General features: G+C 70.4%; 11 protein-coding genes. 9 read left to right on the plus strand and 2 right to left on the minus strand.

Translation table 11 applies throughout. The features are described from left to right. Positions 1–4: 4 nt before the first annotated feature. The 9 genes from WMF17_RS03320 (at position 5) to WMF17_RS03360 (ending at position 12,560) form a co-directional block, all read left to right on the plus strand. Positions 5–679 (plus strand): NuoI/complex I 23 kDa subunit family protein, encoded by a 675-nt coding sequence (locus WMF17_RS03320; protein ID WP_437600527.1) that lies wholly within the window; start codon positions 5–7, stop codon positions 677–679. 66 nt (positions 680–745) lie between these two features. Continuing rightward, positions 746–2,203, plus strand: a complete 1,458-nt coding sequence (gatB, locus tag WMF17_RS03325; protein WP_437600528.1) for an Asp-tRNA(Asn)/Glu-tRNA(Gln) amidotransferase subunit GatB — start codon at positions 746–748, stop codon at positions 2,201–2,203. 28 nt (positions 2,204–2,231) lie between these two features. Beyond that, positions 2,232–3,083, plus strand: coding sequence for a lysophospholipid acyltransferase family protein (locus WMF17_RS03330; protein WP_437600529.1), 852 nt, complete (start codon positions 2,232–2,234; stop codon positions 3,081–3,083). Positions 3,084–3,204: 121 nt separating this feature from the next. After that, the gene (locus WMF17_RS03335) at positions 3,205–6,597 is read left to right on the plus strand and encodes a GAF domain-containing protein (RefSeq protein WP_437648048.1); all 3,393 of its coding nucleotides are present in this window, start codon (positions 3,205–3,207) and stop codon (positions 6,595–6,597) included. A 331-nt stretch (positions 6,598–6,928) separates the two neighbouring features. Further along, positions 6,929–8,710 carry a DUF2169 domain-containing protein gene (locus WMF17_RS03340; protein ID WP_437648050.1) on the plus strand — a complete coding sequence of 594 codons (1,782 nt, stop codon included), beginning with the start codon at positions 6,929–6,931 and terminating at the stop codon, positions 8,708–8,710. A gap of 208 nt (positions 8,711–8,918) precedes the next feature. Beyond that, a complete protein-coding gene (locus tag WMF17_RS03345; protein WP_437648051.1) occupies positions 8,919–9,329 on the plus strand; it encodes a hypothetical protein in 411 nt (136 codons plus the stop codon). An 11-nt stretch (positions 9,330–9,340) separates the two neighbouring features. Next, on the plus strand, positions 9,341–10,321 hold the full coding sequence (locus WMF17_RS03350) for a DUF2169 family type VI secretion system accessory protein (RefSeq protein ID WP_437648053.1): 981 nt from the start codon (positions 9,341–9,343) through the stop codon (positions 10,319–10,321). A gap of 8 nt (positions 10,322–10,329) precedes the next feature. Continuing rightward, on the plus strand, positions 10,330–11,403 hold the full coding sequence (locus tag WMF17_RS03355; protein ID WP_437648055.1) for a hypothetical protein: 1,074 nt from the start codon (positions 10,330–10,332) through the stop codon (positions 11,401–11,403). Further along, a complete protein-coding gene (locus tag WMF17_RS03360) occupies positions 11,403–12,560 on the plus strand; it encodes a DUF2169 family type VI secretion system accessory protein (protein WP_437648057.1) in 1,158 nt (385 codons plus the stop codon). The genes WMF17_RS03355 and WMF17_RS03360 overlap by 1 nt, the downstream gene beginning before the upstream one ends. Positions 12,561–12,564: 4 nt before the next feature. Here the strand turns inward: WMF17_RS03360 and WMF17_RS03365 are convergent, their stop codons facing one another. Together WMF17_RS03365 and WMF17_RS03370 are read right to left on the minus strand one after the other, a co-directional pair. Next, positions 12,565–13,488: a hypothetical protein gene (locus WMF17_RS03365; protein ID WP_437648059.1), complete on the minus strand. Its 924-nt coding sequence runs from the start codon at positions 13,486–13,488 to the stop codon at positions 12,565–12,567. Between the two features lie 9 nt (positions 13,489–13,497). Next, a complete protein-coding gene (locus WMF17_RS03370) occupies positions 13,498–15,666 on the minus strand; it encodes a type VI secretion system Vgr family protein (protein ID WP_437648061.1) in 2,169 nt (722 codons plus the stop codon). Positions 15,667–16,349 lie beyond the last annotated feature (683 nt).

A 16,349-nucleotide genomic window follows, 5' to 3' on the forward strand; every position in this document is an offset into this window, starting at 1 on the left:
TCCCATGGCGAGAGCTACCCCGAGCAACCCCTGGACGAAGCCGGCCGGCAGGCCGGTCGTCGGCAAGCCGGTGCCGCGTCCTGTCCGGAGCGCCGACGTGCAGGCCTACATCCCCGAGATCGTCAGGGGGATGGGGATCACGATGAGGCACTTCTTCAAGAACACGAAGGAGATGGTGCTCGGCCAGAAGCCCGACCCGGTGCTCCACTCGCTCGAGCCGGGGGTGACGACGATCAGCTACCCCGAGGAGAAGCGCCCCTACCCGGAGCGCTTCCGGGGCATCCACCGGCTCACGCTGCGCGACGACAACTCGCCCCGCTGCGTCGCGTGCCTCTGCTGCTCGACCGCGTGTCCGGCGCAGTGCATCGCGATCGAGCCGGCCGAGTACCCGGCGGGCGATCGGCGGCAAGGCTACGAGCGGTACCCGAGCAGCTTCGTCATCGACGAGCTCCGCTGCATCTTCTGCGGCTACTGCGTCGAGGCGTGCCCCGTCGACGCCATCCGCATGGACACGGGCCTCCACGCGGTGCCCTACGACTCGCGCGAGCAGTTCATCTACCGGCGCGATCTCCTCATGAGCCTGTCCGATCGCACGGGCTCGCGCCTGACGGCGAACACGCGCCACGAGCCGGGCGACCCCACGCACCCCGGCCTGTCGCGCGAAGCCGCGGATCACTGAGCCAGCCTCGCCCGGCGGCGCCGGGGGGCCTCTCGCCGGGGCGTGGTTCTGCTAGAAGAGCGGGCCATGGCGACGACGTACGGCTCCTTCGAGGCGGTCATCGGGCTCGAGGTCCACGCGCAGCTCCTCACCCGCACCAAGGCGTTCTGCGGCTGCGCGACAAGCTTCGGCGACCCGCCGAACACGCACACCTGCCCGGTCTGCCTCGGCCTGCCGGGCGCGCTCCCGGTGCTGAACCGCGAGGCGGTCCGGATGGCCGTGAGCGCCGCGCTCGCGCTCGGCTGCGCCGTCCAGGAGAGCAGCATCTTCGCGAGGAAGAACTACTTCTACCCGGACCTCCCCAAGGGCTTTCAGCTCAGCCAGTACGACCGGCCGCTCGCGCTGCGCGGCGTGCTCGAGATCGAGACCGAGGCGGGGAAGCGGCGGGCGGGGATCACGCGCGTCCACATGGAGGAGGACGCCGGCAAGAACCTCCACGGCCTCGGGGGCCTGTCGGTCGTCGATCTCAACCGCGCCGGCACGCCGCTCATCGAGATCGTCGGCGAGCCCGACCTCCGCTCGGGCGTCGAGGCGGCCGAGTACCTGAAGCGGCTGCGCGAGATCCTGATGTTCATCGGCGTGAACGACGGCAACCTCGAGCAGGGCAGCTTCCGCTGCGACGCCAACGTCTCGGTCCGCAAGGTCGGGGAGACGAAGCTCGGCACGCGCACCGAGCTCAAGAACATCAACTCGTTCCGCTTCGTCGTCGAGGCGATCGACCTCGAGATCCGCCGGCAGATCGCGCTCATCGAGCAGGGCGGCCGGGTGCGGCAGCAGACCCGCGGGTACAACGCCGAGAAGAAAGAGACGTACCTCCTCCGCGACAAGGAGAACGAGTCCGGCTACCGCTATTTCCCCGAGCCGGACCTGCCGCCGCTCGTCGTGGACGAGGCGTTCCTCGCCGAGGTGCGCGCCGCGCTCCCGGAGCCGCCGGCCGACAAGCGCCGCCGCTTCGCCGAGTCGCTCGGGCTCACCCCGTACGCGGCCTCGGTCCTGAGCGGCCACCCGCGGATCGCGGCGTTCTTCGAGGAGGCGGCGCGCCTCCACGGCGACGCGGTGAAGGTCGCGAACTTCGTCCAGGGCGAGGTGCTGCGCGACACCCGCACCACGGGCCTGTCGGCCGCGTTCCCGGTCTCCCCGGCGCAGGTGGCCGCGCTGCTCCGCCTCGTCGACGAGGGGGCGATCAGCGGCAAGCAGGCCAAGGAGGTGTACACGGAGGTGGCCGGCACCGACAGGGCGCCCGGCGACATCGTCCGCGACAAGGGGATGGCCGTGATGAGCGACGCCGGCGCGATCGAGGCGATCGCCGCGTCGATCATCGCCGCGAACGAGAAGCAGGCGGCGGCGTACCGCGCCGGCAAGACCGCGCTGCTCGGCTTCTTCGTCGGGCAGATCATGAAGAAGACGGGGGGCAGCGCGAACCCGGCCGTCGTGAACGACGTGCTCAAGCGCCTGCTCGAGGGCGCCCCCGTCGCCGGCGCCTGATCCGCCCGGCGACCTGGAGATCCGAGGCATGGCCAGCGCTCTTCCCCTCGACGCCCTCCGCTTCCCCCTCCGGGCCGCCGGCTTCGTCGGCCTCACCTTCGGCATGTACGGCCTGCTCGAGATCGACACAGCGCTCTCCAGCGCGCCCGATCGCGAGGTGGTCCTCCATACATGGATGCGCCGCTACGGGCGCGCGCTCCTGAAGTTGTACGGCCTCGACGTGCGCGCCGGCGGCCTCGTCCAGGCGGAGCCGGTGCAAGGTTCCACCGGGGGCGCGGTCGACCCCGCCATGGCGAGCGGGGCGTACTACCCCGGCCGCGATCCAGCCGGCCTCGGACGGCTGTTCGTGATGAATCACCGCTCCGCGCTCGACATCATGGTCACGCTCGCCTTCTTCGAGGCGACCGTCGTGAGCCGCGCCGATCTCGCCGGCTGGCCGGTCATCGGCATGGCGGCGCGCCGCGTCGGAACGCTCTTTGTCGACCGAGCGAGCAAGCGGAGCGGCTCCGCGGTCGTGCAGGCGATGTCCACCGCGCTCAGGCGTGGCCGTGGTGTGATGGTCTACCCCGAGGGGACCACCTTCTCCGGCGATGAGGTGCGGCCGTTCCGCGCGGGCGGCTTCACCGCGGCGTGCCGCGTCGGGGCGGAAATCGTCCCTGTCGGGCTCGCGTACGGAGGCGACGGCTCCTCCTACGCGGACGAATCGTTCGCGGCGCACATGGCCCGGGTGAGCCGTGCGCGACATATCCCCGCGGCGATCGAGGTCGGCACGCCCATCGCCACGGCAGGCCAGGACGTCGGCGCGGTCCGTGACGAGTCGCATCGGGCCGTCCAGACGCTTGTCCACCGCGCCCGCGCGCGGCTCAGCGCCGACGGTTAGGCGTCGTTCTCTGTTCCTACGCCGCTGGCTTCTGCGATCGGCCCTCGCTACGATGCGGCCGCCGGCGACCATCATGGAGCGTGAAGGCCATCCCAGCGAGACCGCCATGGCATGGCAGGTCGTGAAGCATCCCCGCGGTGGGGCGATCCATAATGAGCTGATGTTCCTGGCGGACGCGAGCGAGCAGCTCACCGGATCGCTTGATCCGCACACGATCCTCGAGCGGCTAGCGCGCCTGTCGGTGCCTTACCTCGCGGACTGGTGCACCGTCGACCTGATCGAGCGCGGCGCCGCCGACGCCATGGGCCTCGTCGGCTCCGTGCCGCCGCCGCCACCGACGCCGCCGTCCGAGGCCGGCGGGCCGCCGTTCGCGCCCGGGGTGAGCGCGCTCGACCTCACGCCCGCGCCGGGGATCCACGCGCAGCGGCGCCAGCGCGCAGCGGCCGAGGCGGCGGGCTCCGATCGGGCGGGGCAGGCGGGCGCGGCGAAGCACCGGTTCTGCCGGGTCGCGGCGAAGCACGTGAACCCCGAGCGCGAGGGGCTCCTGCGCGCGATCTCGCCCGACGCCGAGGAGCGCCTCGGCATCGCCAAGGTGCTGCACAGCGGCGAGTCCGAGCTCCTGCACGAGCTCGACGGCGAGCAGGGCGAGGAGGCCGCCGAGCGCGCCGCCGCGCTGGAGCAGCTCGGCACGCGCTCGGCCATGGCGGTGCCGCTCATCGCGCGCGGCCGCAAGCTCGGCGTGCTCTCGTTCGGCGTCTCCGAGTCGAACCGCATCTACTCCGCGGACGACCTCGTGCTCGCGGCCGAGCTCGCGCACCGCGTCGCGCTGGCGCTCGACAACGCCTACCTCTACCGGAAGGCGGAGGAGGCGCGCCAGTCGGCGGAGCGGAGCGCGGATCGTGCCGCCTGGCTCTTCGCGGTCACGGCCGCGCTGTCCGACGCGATCACGCCGCCCGCGGTGCTCCGCGTGCTCGCGAGCGACGTCGTCGCGGCCGCCGGCGCGATGACGGGCATGGTGGCGCTGCGCGCCGGGCTCGGCGGCGAGCTCGAGACGGTGCGCTCGACGGGCTACCTCGAGGCGCAGATCGCGCGCTTCAAGACGTTCGATCTCAGCGCGGAGCTGCCGCTCGCGCGCGCGGTCCGCGAGCGGCAGCCGATCTTCCTCGAGTCGGAGGGGCGCTTCCGCGAGTTCGAGCCGGGCTTCGCGTCCTGCTGCGACGCGACGGGCGAGCGCGCGTACGCCGCGATCCCGCTCTTCCTCGAGGGGCGCGTGCTCGGGGCCGTGGGCTTCGGCTTCTCGGCGCCGCAGTCGTTCTCCGAGGACGACCGGGCGTTCATGCTCGCGCTGGTCCAGCAGAGCGCGCAGGCGCTCGAGCGGGCGCGCCTCTCCGCGCTGCAGACGGAGGAGGCGATGCACCTCTCGCACGAGGTGCTCAAGCAGATGCCCGAGGCGATCCTCGTCACGGACGTCGAGGGCAACATCCGGTACTGGATGGGCGAGGCCGAGTCGATCTTCGGCTACCTCTCCGAGGAGATCGTCGGCAAGAGCATGGCGCTCCTGCACCGCGACGACGTCCGCGAGGAGACCACGCGCCGGATCCTCCAGCAGATCGAGGACGCGCGCACCTTCGTCGGCGATGTCCCGTGCGTGCGGCGCGACGGCTCCGAGGTGCCGATCGAGGTGACGGCGTACGCGGTGCACGACCAGGAGGGTCGCCCGCTGTTCCTTGTCGGCATCCACCGCGACATCACGGATCGCAAGCGGGCCGAGGAGGAGCGCGCCCGGCTGATCCGGGTGCAGGCGGCGCGCGCCGAGGCCGAGGAGGCGGCGCGGCGCTTCGCCTTCCTGGCCGAGCTCAGCACGGCGCTCGCCGCGTCGCTCGACTTCACGGCCACGCTCCAGTCGCTCGCGCGGCTCGCCCTCCCGGTGCTCGCCGATTTCTGCCTTGTGGACATCGACGACGGCCTCGGCCTGCGCCACGTCGCGGTCGCGCACGTCAGCCCGCTGAAGGAGCCGCTCCTCCGGTATTTCCACCCGAGCCGCGTCGACGGCGAGCCGGGCCCGGTGGCGCGCGTGCTGCGCACGGGCCGGTCGGAGCTCTACGTCGACGTGCGCGGGGACGTGCTGCTGCACGAGGCGATGACGAGCGAGGAGGCGGCGGCCAACCGGGCGCTCGCGCCGCTCTCCTACCTCGTCGTGGCGCTCCGGGCGCGCGGGCGGATCCTCGGCGCGATCTCGCTCGTCTCGTCGGAGTCCGGTCGGTTCTTCGAGCGGCCCGACGTCGCCTTCGCCGAGGAGGTCGCGCACCGCGCCGCGCTCGCGCTCGACAACGCGCGTCTTTACCGCGAGGTGCAGGACGCCAACCGGCTGAAGGACGAGTTCCTCGGGACGGTGTCGCACGAGCTGCGCACGCCGCTCAACGCGATCCTCGGCTGGGCGCGGATGATGCAGGCGGGCTCGCTCGATCGGGTCGCGGAGACGCGGGCGCTGTCGGCGATCGAGCGCAACGCCGAGCACCAGGTGACGCTCATCGACGAGCTGCTCGACGCGTCGCAGGTCGTGACGGGCACGCTCAAGATCGAGCGGCTCGCGGTGGAGCTGACGTTGCCGATGCAGACGGCGGTCGAGTCGATCCTCCCCTCCGCGGCCGGCAAGGGCGTGGCGATCGAGACGAAGCTCGACCCGGAGGGCGTGTTCGTGGAGGGCGATCCGGCGCGGCTCCAGCAGGTCGTGTGGCACCTGCTGTCGAATGCGGTGAAGTTCGCGCGCCCCGGGGGTCTGGTGCAGGTGCAGCTCTCGCAGGACGAGCGCTTCGCCGAGATCCGGGTGACCGACGACGGCGAGGGCATCTCGGCGGACGTGCTCCCGCACGTCTTCGAGCGTTTCCGGCACGAGGACGGCGGCATCGGGCGCCGCCACGGCGGGCTCGGCCTCGGGCTGTCGATCGTGCGGCACCTCGTGGGGCTGCACGGCGGCACGGTGCGCATGACGAGCCCCGGCCCCGGCCGCGGGACGACGTGCGCGGTGCAGCTGCCGCTGTCGACGGGCGCCACGGCGACGGCGCTGACGAGCGCGGGCATCGCGCCCGATCCGCGCAACCCGTTCCCGCGGCTGACCGGCGTGCGCGTGCTCATCGCGGACGACGATCCCGACACGCTCGCGATGCTCTCGGCGGTGCTCCGGCGCTGCGGGGCCGAGGTCAGCACGGCGACATCGGGCGCCGAGGCGCTCAGGCTGCTGGAGACGTCGGAGCCGGCGCTGCTCGTCGTCGACATCGGGATGCCGGGCGAGGACGGGTACTCGTTGATCCGGAAGGTGCGGGATCTGCTGCCGCGCAAGGTGGGTCGTACGCCGGCGCTGGCGCTGACGGCGTATGCGCGGACCGAGGACCGGGTGCGGGCGCTCGCGGCCGGCTACCAGATGCACGTGCCCAAGCCGATCGAGCCGATCGAGCTGGCGGCGGCGGTGAAGAGCCTGGCGACGGGGCTCTTGCCCTGGTCGCGGGACGAGTGACGGGGGCTCCGGGGGGCGCGCGCCGGGCTCCAGGGAGAAAGAAGAAGGGGGGCGGAGGCAACCGTGCAACGAGAGGAGATGGCGCACCTCGTCGGCAACCTGGGCACCGACGGCAGCTGACGCCGATCGAAACGGCGGGCGCGCCCTGGGCGCAGCAGCCCTTGCCAGCGCCGGCGGTCACGAACCGTGGTGAGGGGCCGGAGGTATCGAGGGCAGTTGACGCGTGAGGAGCACGAGGGCACCGCGATGCCCCCTGAGAGAAGACTCGATGTCTCGAGGCCGCGCCGCGCCCGCGGTGACAGGAGAGCGCCTCCTTGATATGTTGCCGCGGATGCAGATCGTGGCCCGCTGTCCACTGAAGACCGCTTCGCTCCAGTGGCACCCGCGGGCGGGGGCTACCGCGCTGACCCTCCTCTGCAAGGCGACCTTTGCGCTCCGGCCAGGCAGATCGCGGCTGGCCGCAGAGCAGGATGCGCTGTCGACGCTCGATACCTACGCGGACGATGCGCGCGCCATCCTGATCACCGCGAGCGACATGTGCCCCTTCAAGCGGCGGGCGGACGTCCTCTTTCACGGCCACGCGTACGCGCCGAGCGGGCACCGGGCCCCCTCGATCGTTGCGCGGCTCGTCGTCGGCAAGCTCGACAAGTCGATTGAGGTCCATGCGGACAGGGGATGGAACGGACAGCAGCGGTGGTCCGTGGCCACCTTCAGGCCCGTCGCGCCGAGCTCGCCCCTGCGCGCGGCGCTGCTCGGGCGGCACGCGAAGGCATGGGATCCACAGACGTGGAATACACGGCCGCTGCCCGATGACTTCGACGGCGCGTTCTTCAATGCAGCGCCAGTGGACCAGCAGATCCCGGAGCTCACAGGCGATGAGATCATCGTGCTCGAGCACCTCTCGCCCGTCCATCCGCGGCTCGTGACGCGGCTTTCGAGGATCGTCCCGCGAGCGAGCGTGCAGCGGGAGAACAGGGACGTGGAGCTGGTGCGGTTGCGCTGCGACACGTTGAGCATCGACGGCGACAGGGGCGTCGCGTCGCTGGTCTTTCGCGGGCTGGTGCCGCTCTCGCCTCCAGACGAGCCAGGGCTCGTCGCCATCACGGCGGAGGCGGAGGAGGCCATCCCCGAGGACGAGGGCATCGACGCCCGCGCGAATGACGCCCGCTCGAGCAAGGAGCAGCCAGGGACGATGGTTCTCATGGCCAGTCAGCTCGTCGGAGCGGCGAAGCCGGCGCTTCCGTTCGTCTCCGGTGCGTCCGGTGCGCCCGCGCCGGGGATCGAGCGGGGGTCTACGGCACCGCTCGAGGATCCAGCCGTGATGTGCCGCATAGGCACGGACACGGGTCCGCTGAGCCCGACGCTCAGCCGAGGCGCCCTGCCGTTCCATCCCTCATTCCCGGAAAGGCCGGGTACGCTGCCTGCTCCTCCCGGGTCGATGAGCTCCGTCGCGGCGCTCGAGCTCGAGCCGGAGCTCCCCCGGACGCGCCCCGCTGCGCCCGAGGCAGAGGTGGAGCGCGAGGTGCCCATCGACATCCCTCCGCCGCCGATGTTCGGCCCGCTGCCGGTGCCGGCGAGACCTGCTCCGGGGGAGGTGGCCGCCGGCGTGCTCTCCGCGGGCGCGGGAGCCGCCGCGGAGAGCACGCCGGCCGTGGCGGAGGACAGGGAGGCTTCTGCGCCGGAGCCGCCACCGTTCGAGCTGTCGATCGAAAAGGTCGCCGCGATAGCGGCGGAGATCGCCGAGCGCAGGCAGGACCAAACCGTGGTGTTGGACGCGCACGGACTGCATGAGCCCGGGTGGAGCGAGAACCAGCAGCGCTGGACAGCGGCGATCGAGGAGCAGGCGTCGCGCGGATCGCACGCGCTGCGAGCGGCGTACGACGCGGCGTACGTGGCCCAGGTGGAGCAGTTCCGAGGAGCGATCACCCCGGAGGAGTACGCGAGGATCCTCCTCGCGCTCGATCGACGGCGCACGGACGAGACGCTGGATGCGCTCAAGATCCAGCGTCCCGCGTTGATGCCGATCGTCCGGCTGTGGACGAGGGCGCTGGCCAGGGACGCGACGCTCGCGGACGCGGTCTCGGACGCGTTGCGAGCGGCGCAGCGCGCCTAGGAGCAGGCGTCATCGACGCGCGATGGACCACGAGGGGCCGGAAGTGCCACATCGGGGAACGGGTCGTGCCCGCACGTGCCCTGAGCGACGGCGCTGCGAGCGTTGCGAACGCCGGCTCCACGGCGAGGAACTGTGCTAGAGACGCACGAGCGTCGTCGCCGGCGTGCTGCGCCGGCGCGGCGGTCGAGCTCTCAAGGGGGATGTCCTGATGGATGCAGTCAGGCCTGACGAGCCTACACGCGAGATCGTCGAGCTCACGGGGCGGCAGCGGCTGGTCGTCGTGCGACAACCGGACGGCGACGTCGTCCGGTTCCTGAGCCCGAGCGGCGCGGTCACGCTGTCCGTCTCTCTCACCGAAGGCGGACCGGTGCTGCGCTTCGAGGGGGCGTCGCTCGTCCTGCAGGCGGCCGGCAGCCTCGCGATCGAAGCAGAGCAGCTGCAGCTCCACGGGCGCGCCGGCGTCTCGCTCAGCACGGACGGGGATTTGACCTTGCAGGCGGCCGGAGACCTCCACAGCGAGGCGCGCATTCAGAACGTCACTGCCACCCTCGGCGACGTCAACGTGCGCGCCAACGACGATGTCAAGCTGTCCGGAGAGCGCGTCCGGGTGAACTGCTAGCGCGACCCGAGATGGAACTCGTCAACCACACGGGCTTTCCGGCCGGCATCTTCCGGACCGTCATCGACGACGACCGGCTCGCGGCGTCCGTCCTGGCCCGCATCACGTTCGACGTGAGGAGGGGCGCGCTCACGCCCAGCGAGGAGCAAAGCTGGATCGTGTCGGGCCCACCCTGGGAGTCTCCCTGTGGGCCGATGGACAGCGACGAGGTCTTCCACAAGGGCGGCGTCGATGTCTTTCTCTTCGGCCACGCGCGGGCGCCGCGCGGTCGGGAGGTCTCCCAGATGGAGGTGAAGATCGCCGTCGGAGACTGGTGCCGCACCATCCGCGTGATCGGCGACCGGGTGTGGCGGCGGAGCGGCGACCAGCTCAGGCCCAGCGCCCCGATGCCTTTTCTCGAGATGCCCCTCACGCTGGCGCATGCGTTCGGCGGCAAGGACGAGTGGGACGGATTGAGCGTCGGATATCCCGAAAACGAACAAGGGAAGGGGTATTACCTGGAGGAAGACCACGCCGAAGGGGGACCGCTCCCGAACCTCGAGGAGCCGGACGCGCTCATCGCGGCGTGGACCGACCGCCCCGAGCCCATCGGCCTGGGCGCGTGCCCGATGACATCCGGCCAGCGCCTCCGCAACGGGCTGGGATTCGACGACCAAGGAAGGATCACGGACCTGCGTCCGACGCTCTTCAACGCTGCCTTTCCGGGCATGATCCTCCCCGGCGCACGCCCCGGCGATCCCGTGCGGGTCGACGGCGTGCTCATCGAGGGTCCGCTCGCGTTCCAGATCCCCGACGCAGCGCCGCGCGTCCGCCTCACCTTCGGCGACGAGGTCATCGAGCGGCCGCTCGCGATCGATCAGATCGGCATCGACGCGGATCGCTACCGGGTCTTCATCGCGTATCGCTACCCGTTCCGGTACGTCATCCACCCGCTGCAGCGCCGTCGCTGCGAGCTCTTCGGACATCCATCCACAGTGACCGCGAAGGGATAGGCGAGCCCGTGCAGTTCAACGTCCTGAAGCACTACCACCCCATGATCGCCATCCCGTGGCTGGAGATGCATCAGGCCGTCTTCCCTCCCGTGCTGGCCCCGGTCCCGAAGGTCCCTCACCTCGCCGGAGGGGTGCCCCTGTGCTGGGGCCCCTGGGGGATCCTTTCGGGGAAGCGAAACGACAACGAGGTCAGCGCTTCCGGGGGGATGATGATGAGCCAGGGCACCGACATCGGTCCCCTGATCCCTCACTACAACCTCACCCCGCCCGCACCCCCGAACTCGCTCCTCGTGGTCATCATCCCGACGAGCGGCTCGAAGTCCCACTTCGGCGCGCACGGCCATGTCGCGCCCGAAGGGCCTATTGCGTTCGCTTGCGCGAAGGTCGTCAACTTCAACCTCAACTGCGCGGGACCTCTCTGGCCTCCGCTGCCTTCCGGCGTCGTCCCCGCCTTCAACACGCACACGGTTGGCGTCACGGTCGGTGATCTCGTCGCGGGCGCGCTCCACATGGGCGTGGATCTCCTGGTCCAGTTTTTCCTGAACAGGTTGTTCTCCCGCCCCGCCATCGGGAATCTCTTCGAAAACGTGGCGCAGAGGGCGCTCGGGCCGGCACTGAGGGCGCTCGGCTACGGGAACGTGCAGGCGCTCATCGAGTACGGGATCCCGGGGCTCGGCAGGCTGGGAAGGTACGTCGGCTCGGCTGCCGAAGAGTTTCTTTTCAACTTGCCGGGGACTCTCGTCGCGGTGGGTGTCGGCAGCCCGCTCGGGTACTCGCCTGGATGGTCGCCTGCCGGAGGATGGCTCGGACAGAAGGAGACTGAAATATCCGGCAAAAAAGTGAATCGTGAAAACGATGCGCACCGCGCCGTTCAGCGGGCAGTCGACAACTATTTCAATTCACCGGACGTGGAACAACATCCGTCTCAACCGCCGGCTTCTGCTCAACCGTCGGCCAATCAGCCGCCCGCCAATCAGCCACCGGCCAATCAGCCACCCGCCAATCAGCAGCCATCCGCGCCGGGGGACTACCCCATGCCTGGTGACCCGACCATGCCGGACGACGGCACCAGGACCGCATAATGGAAACCCTGACCGCGCCGTCCCCGGTGGTGCGCCAGATGTCGGGCACCGATCCCGAAGGGCGCAACATCCTCGCCGTGCTCTTCAAAGCGACGTACACCCTGACGAACGAGGGTCGCGCCCATCGGGCCCCAGAGCAAGCTCCTCTGATCCTCCCGGTCGTGAATGACCCGGAAAACAAGAACCTGCTCGCCGCCGACACCGACCTGTACCCGCACAAGCTCGCCACCGATGTCGTCCTCAAGGGACACGCGTACGCCTACAACGATCCCCGGTCGTTCGATGTCTCGCTCCGCGTCGAGGGCGTCCGTAAAACCATCCGCGTCGTCGGTGACCGGCGATGCACGTTGAGCAGCGCCGGCCGGATTGTCTTCTCGCCGTCTGAGCCGGTGAGTCGGGTCCCCCTGCGGTACGACCGTGCCTACGGGGGACAGGACACTGCGGCGACGGCAAAATACGGCAACCCTTTTGACGGGCTGCGACCCTTCCTTTCACGCGAGCTCGCCTCCCTGGAGGCGAATCCCTACGACTACCCGCGGAACCCGGCAGGCCGAGGCTATCTGATCGAGCCGACCCCCGCCGCGATCGAGCAACTCGTGCTTCCCAACCTGGAAGACCCGCTCGATCCGCTCACGCCTGAGCGTCTGGTGTGTGGACACATCGATAACTGGCCGAGCATGCCGCTGCCCCAGGCGATGGACTGGGTAGGCCTCGGGTGGTTTCCGAGGCTCGCCTACTTCGGTATCATCCCGGAGCACAAGCCGCTTGCCTGGCTCGTCGCCGAGGCATCTCGCGGATACGCGCCCGCGGACATCCTCCGGGAAAAGCCGATCGTCGAGAAGTTCGATTTTCGTTGCGCCAGCGGAGCCTCGTTGGGCCTCCAGCTCCCGTACCTGACGGGAGGAGAACAGATCGAGCTCATAAAACTCCATCCGAGGCGCCCGCGGCTCGTGTTTCGCCTTCCCACGGAGCGCCCGAAGATCTGGACCGATGGCCGGAAAGGCAAGCTCAATGAGACCGAGCCGGTCATTCACACGGTGCTCATCGAGCCGGATGAGGGAAGGCTCTCGGTTCTGTGGAGAGGCTCGGCGCCCGCGCTTCGCCCGTACCTGCCTGACGAGCTCGAGAAGATGCCCCTTCGCGTCGAGATCCCGTAGCCTGTCACAACATGGGCAGACTGAGGGCCTTCGCGAGGGCGATCCGCGCGCGTTCGTGCTCATTTTCACCCCGGCGCAGCTCGGGGATGACCGGCAGCGCGGCGCCCGTTCCGGTCCGCAGGACGAGACGCCGACCTCTGGGCGTAGCCTGACCGCGCACGAGGAACCAATCCGGCGCGGGTCTCTGTTCGATCTCGACCTCGGTGACGTCGGACGGTACCGCGAGCTCGTGTACGCGCAGCGGAATGCCGAGAACCGTTCGCGTCACGCGCAACCGCAAGCGCTCGCGCGGGCTGTCTTGAGCTTGGACCCGATATGCGCCCGTCGCGAGCGCGGCGGCGCTCGTCCCGGGCTGCTCGCGCGGGTCGTCGCGAACCTCGATGCGATACCCCCCGAGATCGCGACAGCCGTGGACGACGGTGGTTATCGTGAGACCCAGCGCTAGAACCGCCCACAACGCCATCCATGCTACTTCCCAGTACGAAGGGAGCACCTCAATCAGCAGGGTGGAGCCATCCTGGCCTTGCAGGAACCGCTGGATTCGCTCGGTGTTGAGCCGCGCTTGCTCGACCGTCGTGCTGCCGAAGCCTGTCTCGTGCCCGCGCACGTCCACGAGCACCGTGTACCCACCGACGACGGTGCCCTTGGAGAACTCGTCACGATATCTCGCCTCGCGTACGGCGTCGGCATCGAAGCGCGCGCTGAGCGCCGGAAGGGGGGCGATCGACCGCGTCTCGCACGTCGCCACCTCGCCGGGCGGACGCACGCACTCGAGCGTCTCGGTCCGACTCGCGTCAACGGCGACCCCGAGCAGAAGGGACGTCAACAGCGCGCCGCCCAGCGCGAGGGGGACGAACCGGAAACGCCCCTCGAACGGCCCGTAATGGATCTTGGCCACAAGCTCGCCAGCTCGGGTATTCATGGTCATCGCGAGCCCTCAGTTGACCTTCACGACGTCGCCGGTGATGGTGACGGAGCCACCCGAGACCTTGATGAGCGGGCCGCTGACCTCGACCCCTCCACCGTTAATCTTGATCACGGCGCCGCCGGCCGAGAGCACGATCTCACTCGCGTTGATCTTGACGCTCGATCCGTTCAGCTCGAACGCCGGCGTGTCGATCGTCGCCGCGCTGCTGGCGCTCACCGCCAGGTTCGCCGACTTCAGCGACTGCTTGCCCGTCGCGCCGATCTCCTGCGTCGGCGCGGTGATCTTCTGGCTCGCCGACGAGTTGAGCACTTGAGCCCCGGTCGCGTCCACCGTCTGGCTGCCGCCGACCTTCACCGTCTGGTTCGCGCCGACGGTGACCGACTCGCTCCCGGCCACGACCTCCGCGTTGTCCCCGCCGACCGCCGTGCGGCGGTTCGAGCCGGTGCTCTCGCCGCGGTCCGTGCCGACCTTGGAGTCGCTGTTGTTGTCGACCTTCTCGCTCCTGTCGTTGCCCGCGTGGGAGCTCCAGTTGTACGGCGTGTGCATCTTGATCTGCTCCTTGCCCGCCGTGTCGTCGAACGTGAGCTCGTTGAAGGCCCCTGTCGCCGGGCTCGACATGGTCTTGAAGGTGCTCACCGTCTTCGCCCCGCCCGGCGGCTTGTTCCTGCCGTTGTAGACTCGCCCCACGACGATCGGCCGATCGGGGTCGCCCTCGTCGAAATCGACGATCACCTCCACGCCCACGCGCGGGTGCCAGACGCCGCCCTCCCCGGCGCCGGCGAAGACCTGGCTGACCCGGACCCAGCAGGACGTCGGTTCCTTGGCGTGACGGTCTGTCTCGTTATCCCAGTGGAACTTCACCCGCACGCACCCGATCTCCGCCCCAGGAGGACCGCCGACGTTGATCTCGGCGCCCTGGGCGTCAGGCTCGGCCGTAACGAAGGCTGTCTGGGTGCCGTGAATGCCGGGCTTCGGGGTGACGCGGGCCGGGCGGAAGCGGGACTCGGCGACGGCGCCCTCCTTGCCGCGACGGGCGCACTCGAACGTGGCAGTGTACGGCCCGTCGAGCGTGGCGTTCTGCAGGAGGGCAGAGCGCGCGGAGGGCGCCAGGACGCCCTCCTGTCGGGCGCGGACGTCGAGCTGGGTCACGAGGTACTCGCCCGCATGGCGGGGCTTGAGGCTCTCCAGCGCAAAGATGGATCCGGCCGCGAGGACGCGGCAGGGGCCCTCGCCGACACCGTAGCTGGCCTCGACACCGAGGCGATCCAGGCGGGCGGCGGCGAGGGGGCGGCCCTGATCGGGGGTGTCAGGGTAACGGCCGGGATAGGCATGATCGACGAGCTCGGCCGCGCCAGGCCTGGCGGGCGCGGCGACGGCCATGTCGAGGGCGGGGTTCTTCCAGTTGTAGTCCGCGAGCGAGACCTTGCGGGGGCGGAGGCGGGCGCCGAGCTTCATGCCGGTGACGGCGCGGCCAGCGATGTTGGGGCCGAGGGGAGCGAACGGATCGAGGCGGGTGCGGCCCGCGTCGGAGTCGGAGAGGACCAGGAGGCAGACGCCATGGCCGTGCTCGAAGTGGTACGCGATACCCTCCTCTTCGAGCAGGCGCGCGACGAAGGCGAGGTCGCTCTCGTTGTACTGGACGCAATAGGGGCGGGCCGCGACCTGATCGACGCGGGAGGTGTCGACGACGCGCCAGGCAAAGAGCTCGCGGGCCGGGCTGAAGACGTGCTCGACGTCGGCGGCCGGCGCTGTGGCGCCGTCGTCACGGCGGAGCTGGGGGTCGCCCTGGAGGACAGCGTCGATGATCTGACGGGTGGTCTTCTCGAGGAACACGCGGCAGCGCGTGCGGTACGCGGCGCGCGCGAGCGGGGGGACGAGGACGACGCGGTAGAGCGTGCCGTCCTGGACCGAGCCGAGCTCCTCGGCCTCCGCGACGATGCCGTGGACGAGGCGGACGGGGGGCTCGGCGCCCGTGACGATGCGCAAGGTGGCCCGCGCCTGGATGAGCTCCTCGGGATCGATGTCGGGCGCCGGCTCGCGCGCGAAGAGGATGATCTCATAGCGGTAGGGGCGCGAGAGGGCCTCGGTGCCGCGGAGCTCGACGACCTGGAGGTGAGCCCAGGGGCCGATCGCCTCCAGGGCACCTTCCCATGCGAACGCGAAATCGACTTCGCTCATGCTCTCCTCGCTCGTCGGCCGCTCAGGCGGCGCGCCAGGCGGCAGGGTGTGCGGCCGCACCCCGCGAGGAGAACGGTACACGTCTTCCGCCGCAGCGTCTCGGGCGCAGCACAGGTTCCAGGGCTCGGCCAGGCCGCAGCGTCACGTCGTCTCGGGGACATGCGCGACACGGTGCGAAGCTCGCTCCCCGGCGCCCCCACGACAGAGCTACGTCACCGCCGCTTCGCGCACGCCGGGCACGCGATCCTGCCCTGCGCGTTCGGCGCGCACGCCTCGCACAGCAGGCGCATGCGATCGTCGCAGGCCGCCGGCCTCGCCGTGGCCGCGCCGCATGCCTCGCACGTTCGCCCTGTCCACGTCGGCGTCCGGTGAAGGCTCGGCCTCGGGCTGTCGATCGTGCGGCACCTCGTGGGGCTGCACGGCGGCGACGGGGCTCTTGCCCTGGTCGCGGGACGAGTGACGGGGGCTCCAGGAGGCACGCGCCGGGGTGGGGGTGTGCGTGGCAGCGCGCCGGGGGGGCGCTCGGCCATCCGTCAAGACGGGGGCGGGGGAGCTTCCGCTGAGAACACCGCCCGGCATGTCTCACTTCGGGACATGCCCTCCGAGACGTCTCGTTGCGCGCCACATGAGGCACGCCTGAGACGTGGAGCCCGCTCGGCGCCGCCGCGTGCGCTGGTCATGCG

Source organism: Sorangium sp. So ce362 (assembly GCF_051519845.1).
Lineage (GTDB): Bacteria > Myxococcota_A > Polyangia > Polyangiales > Polyangiaceae > Sorangium.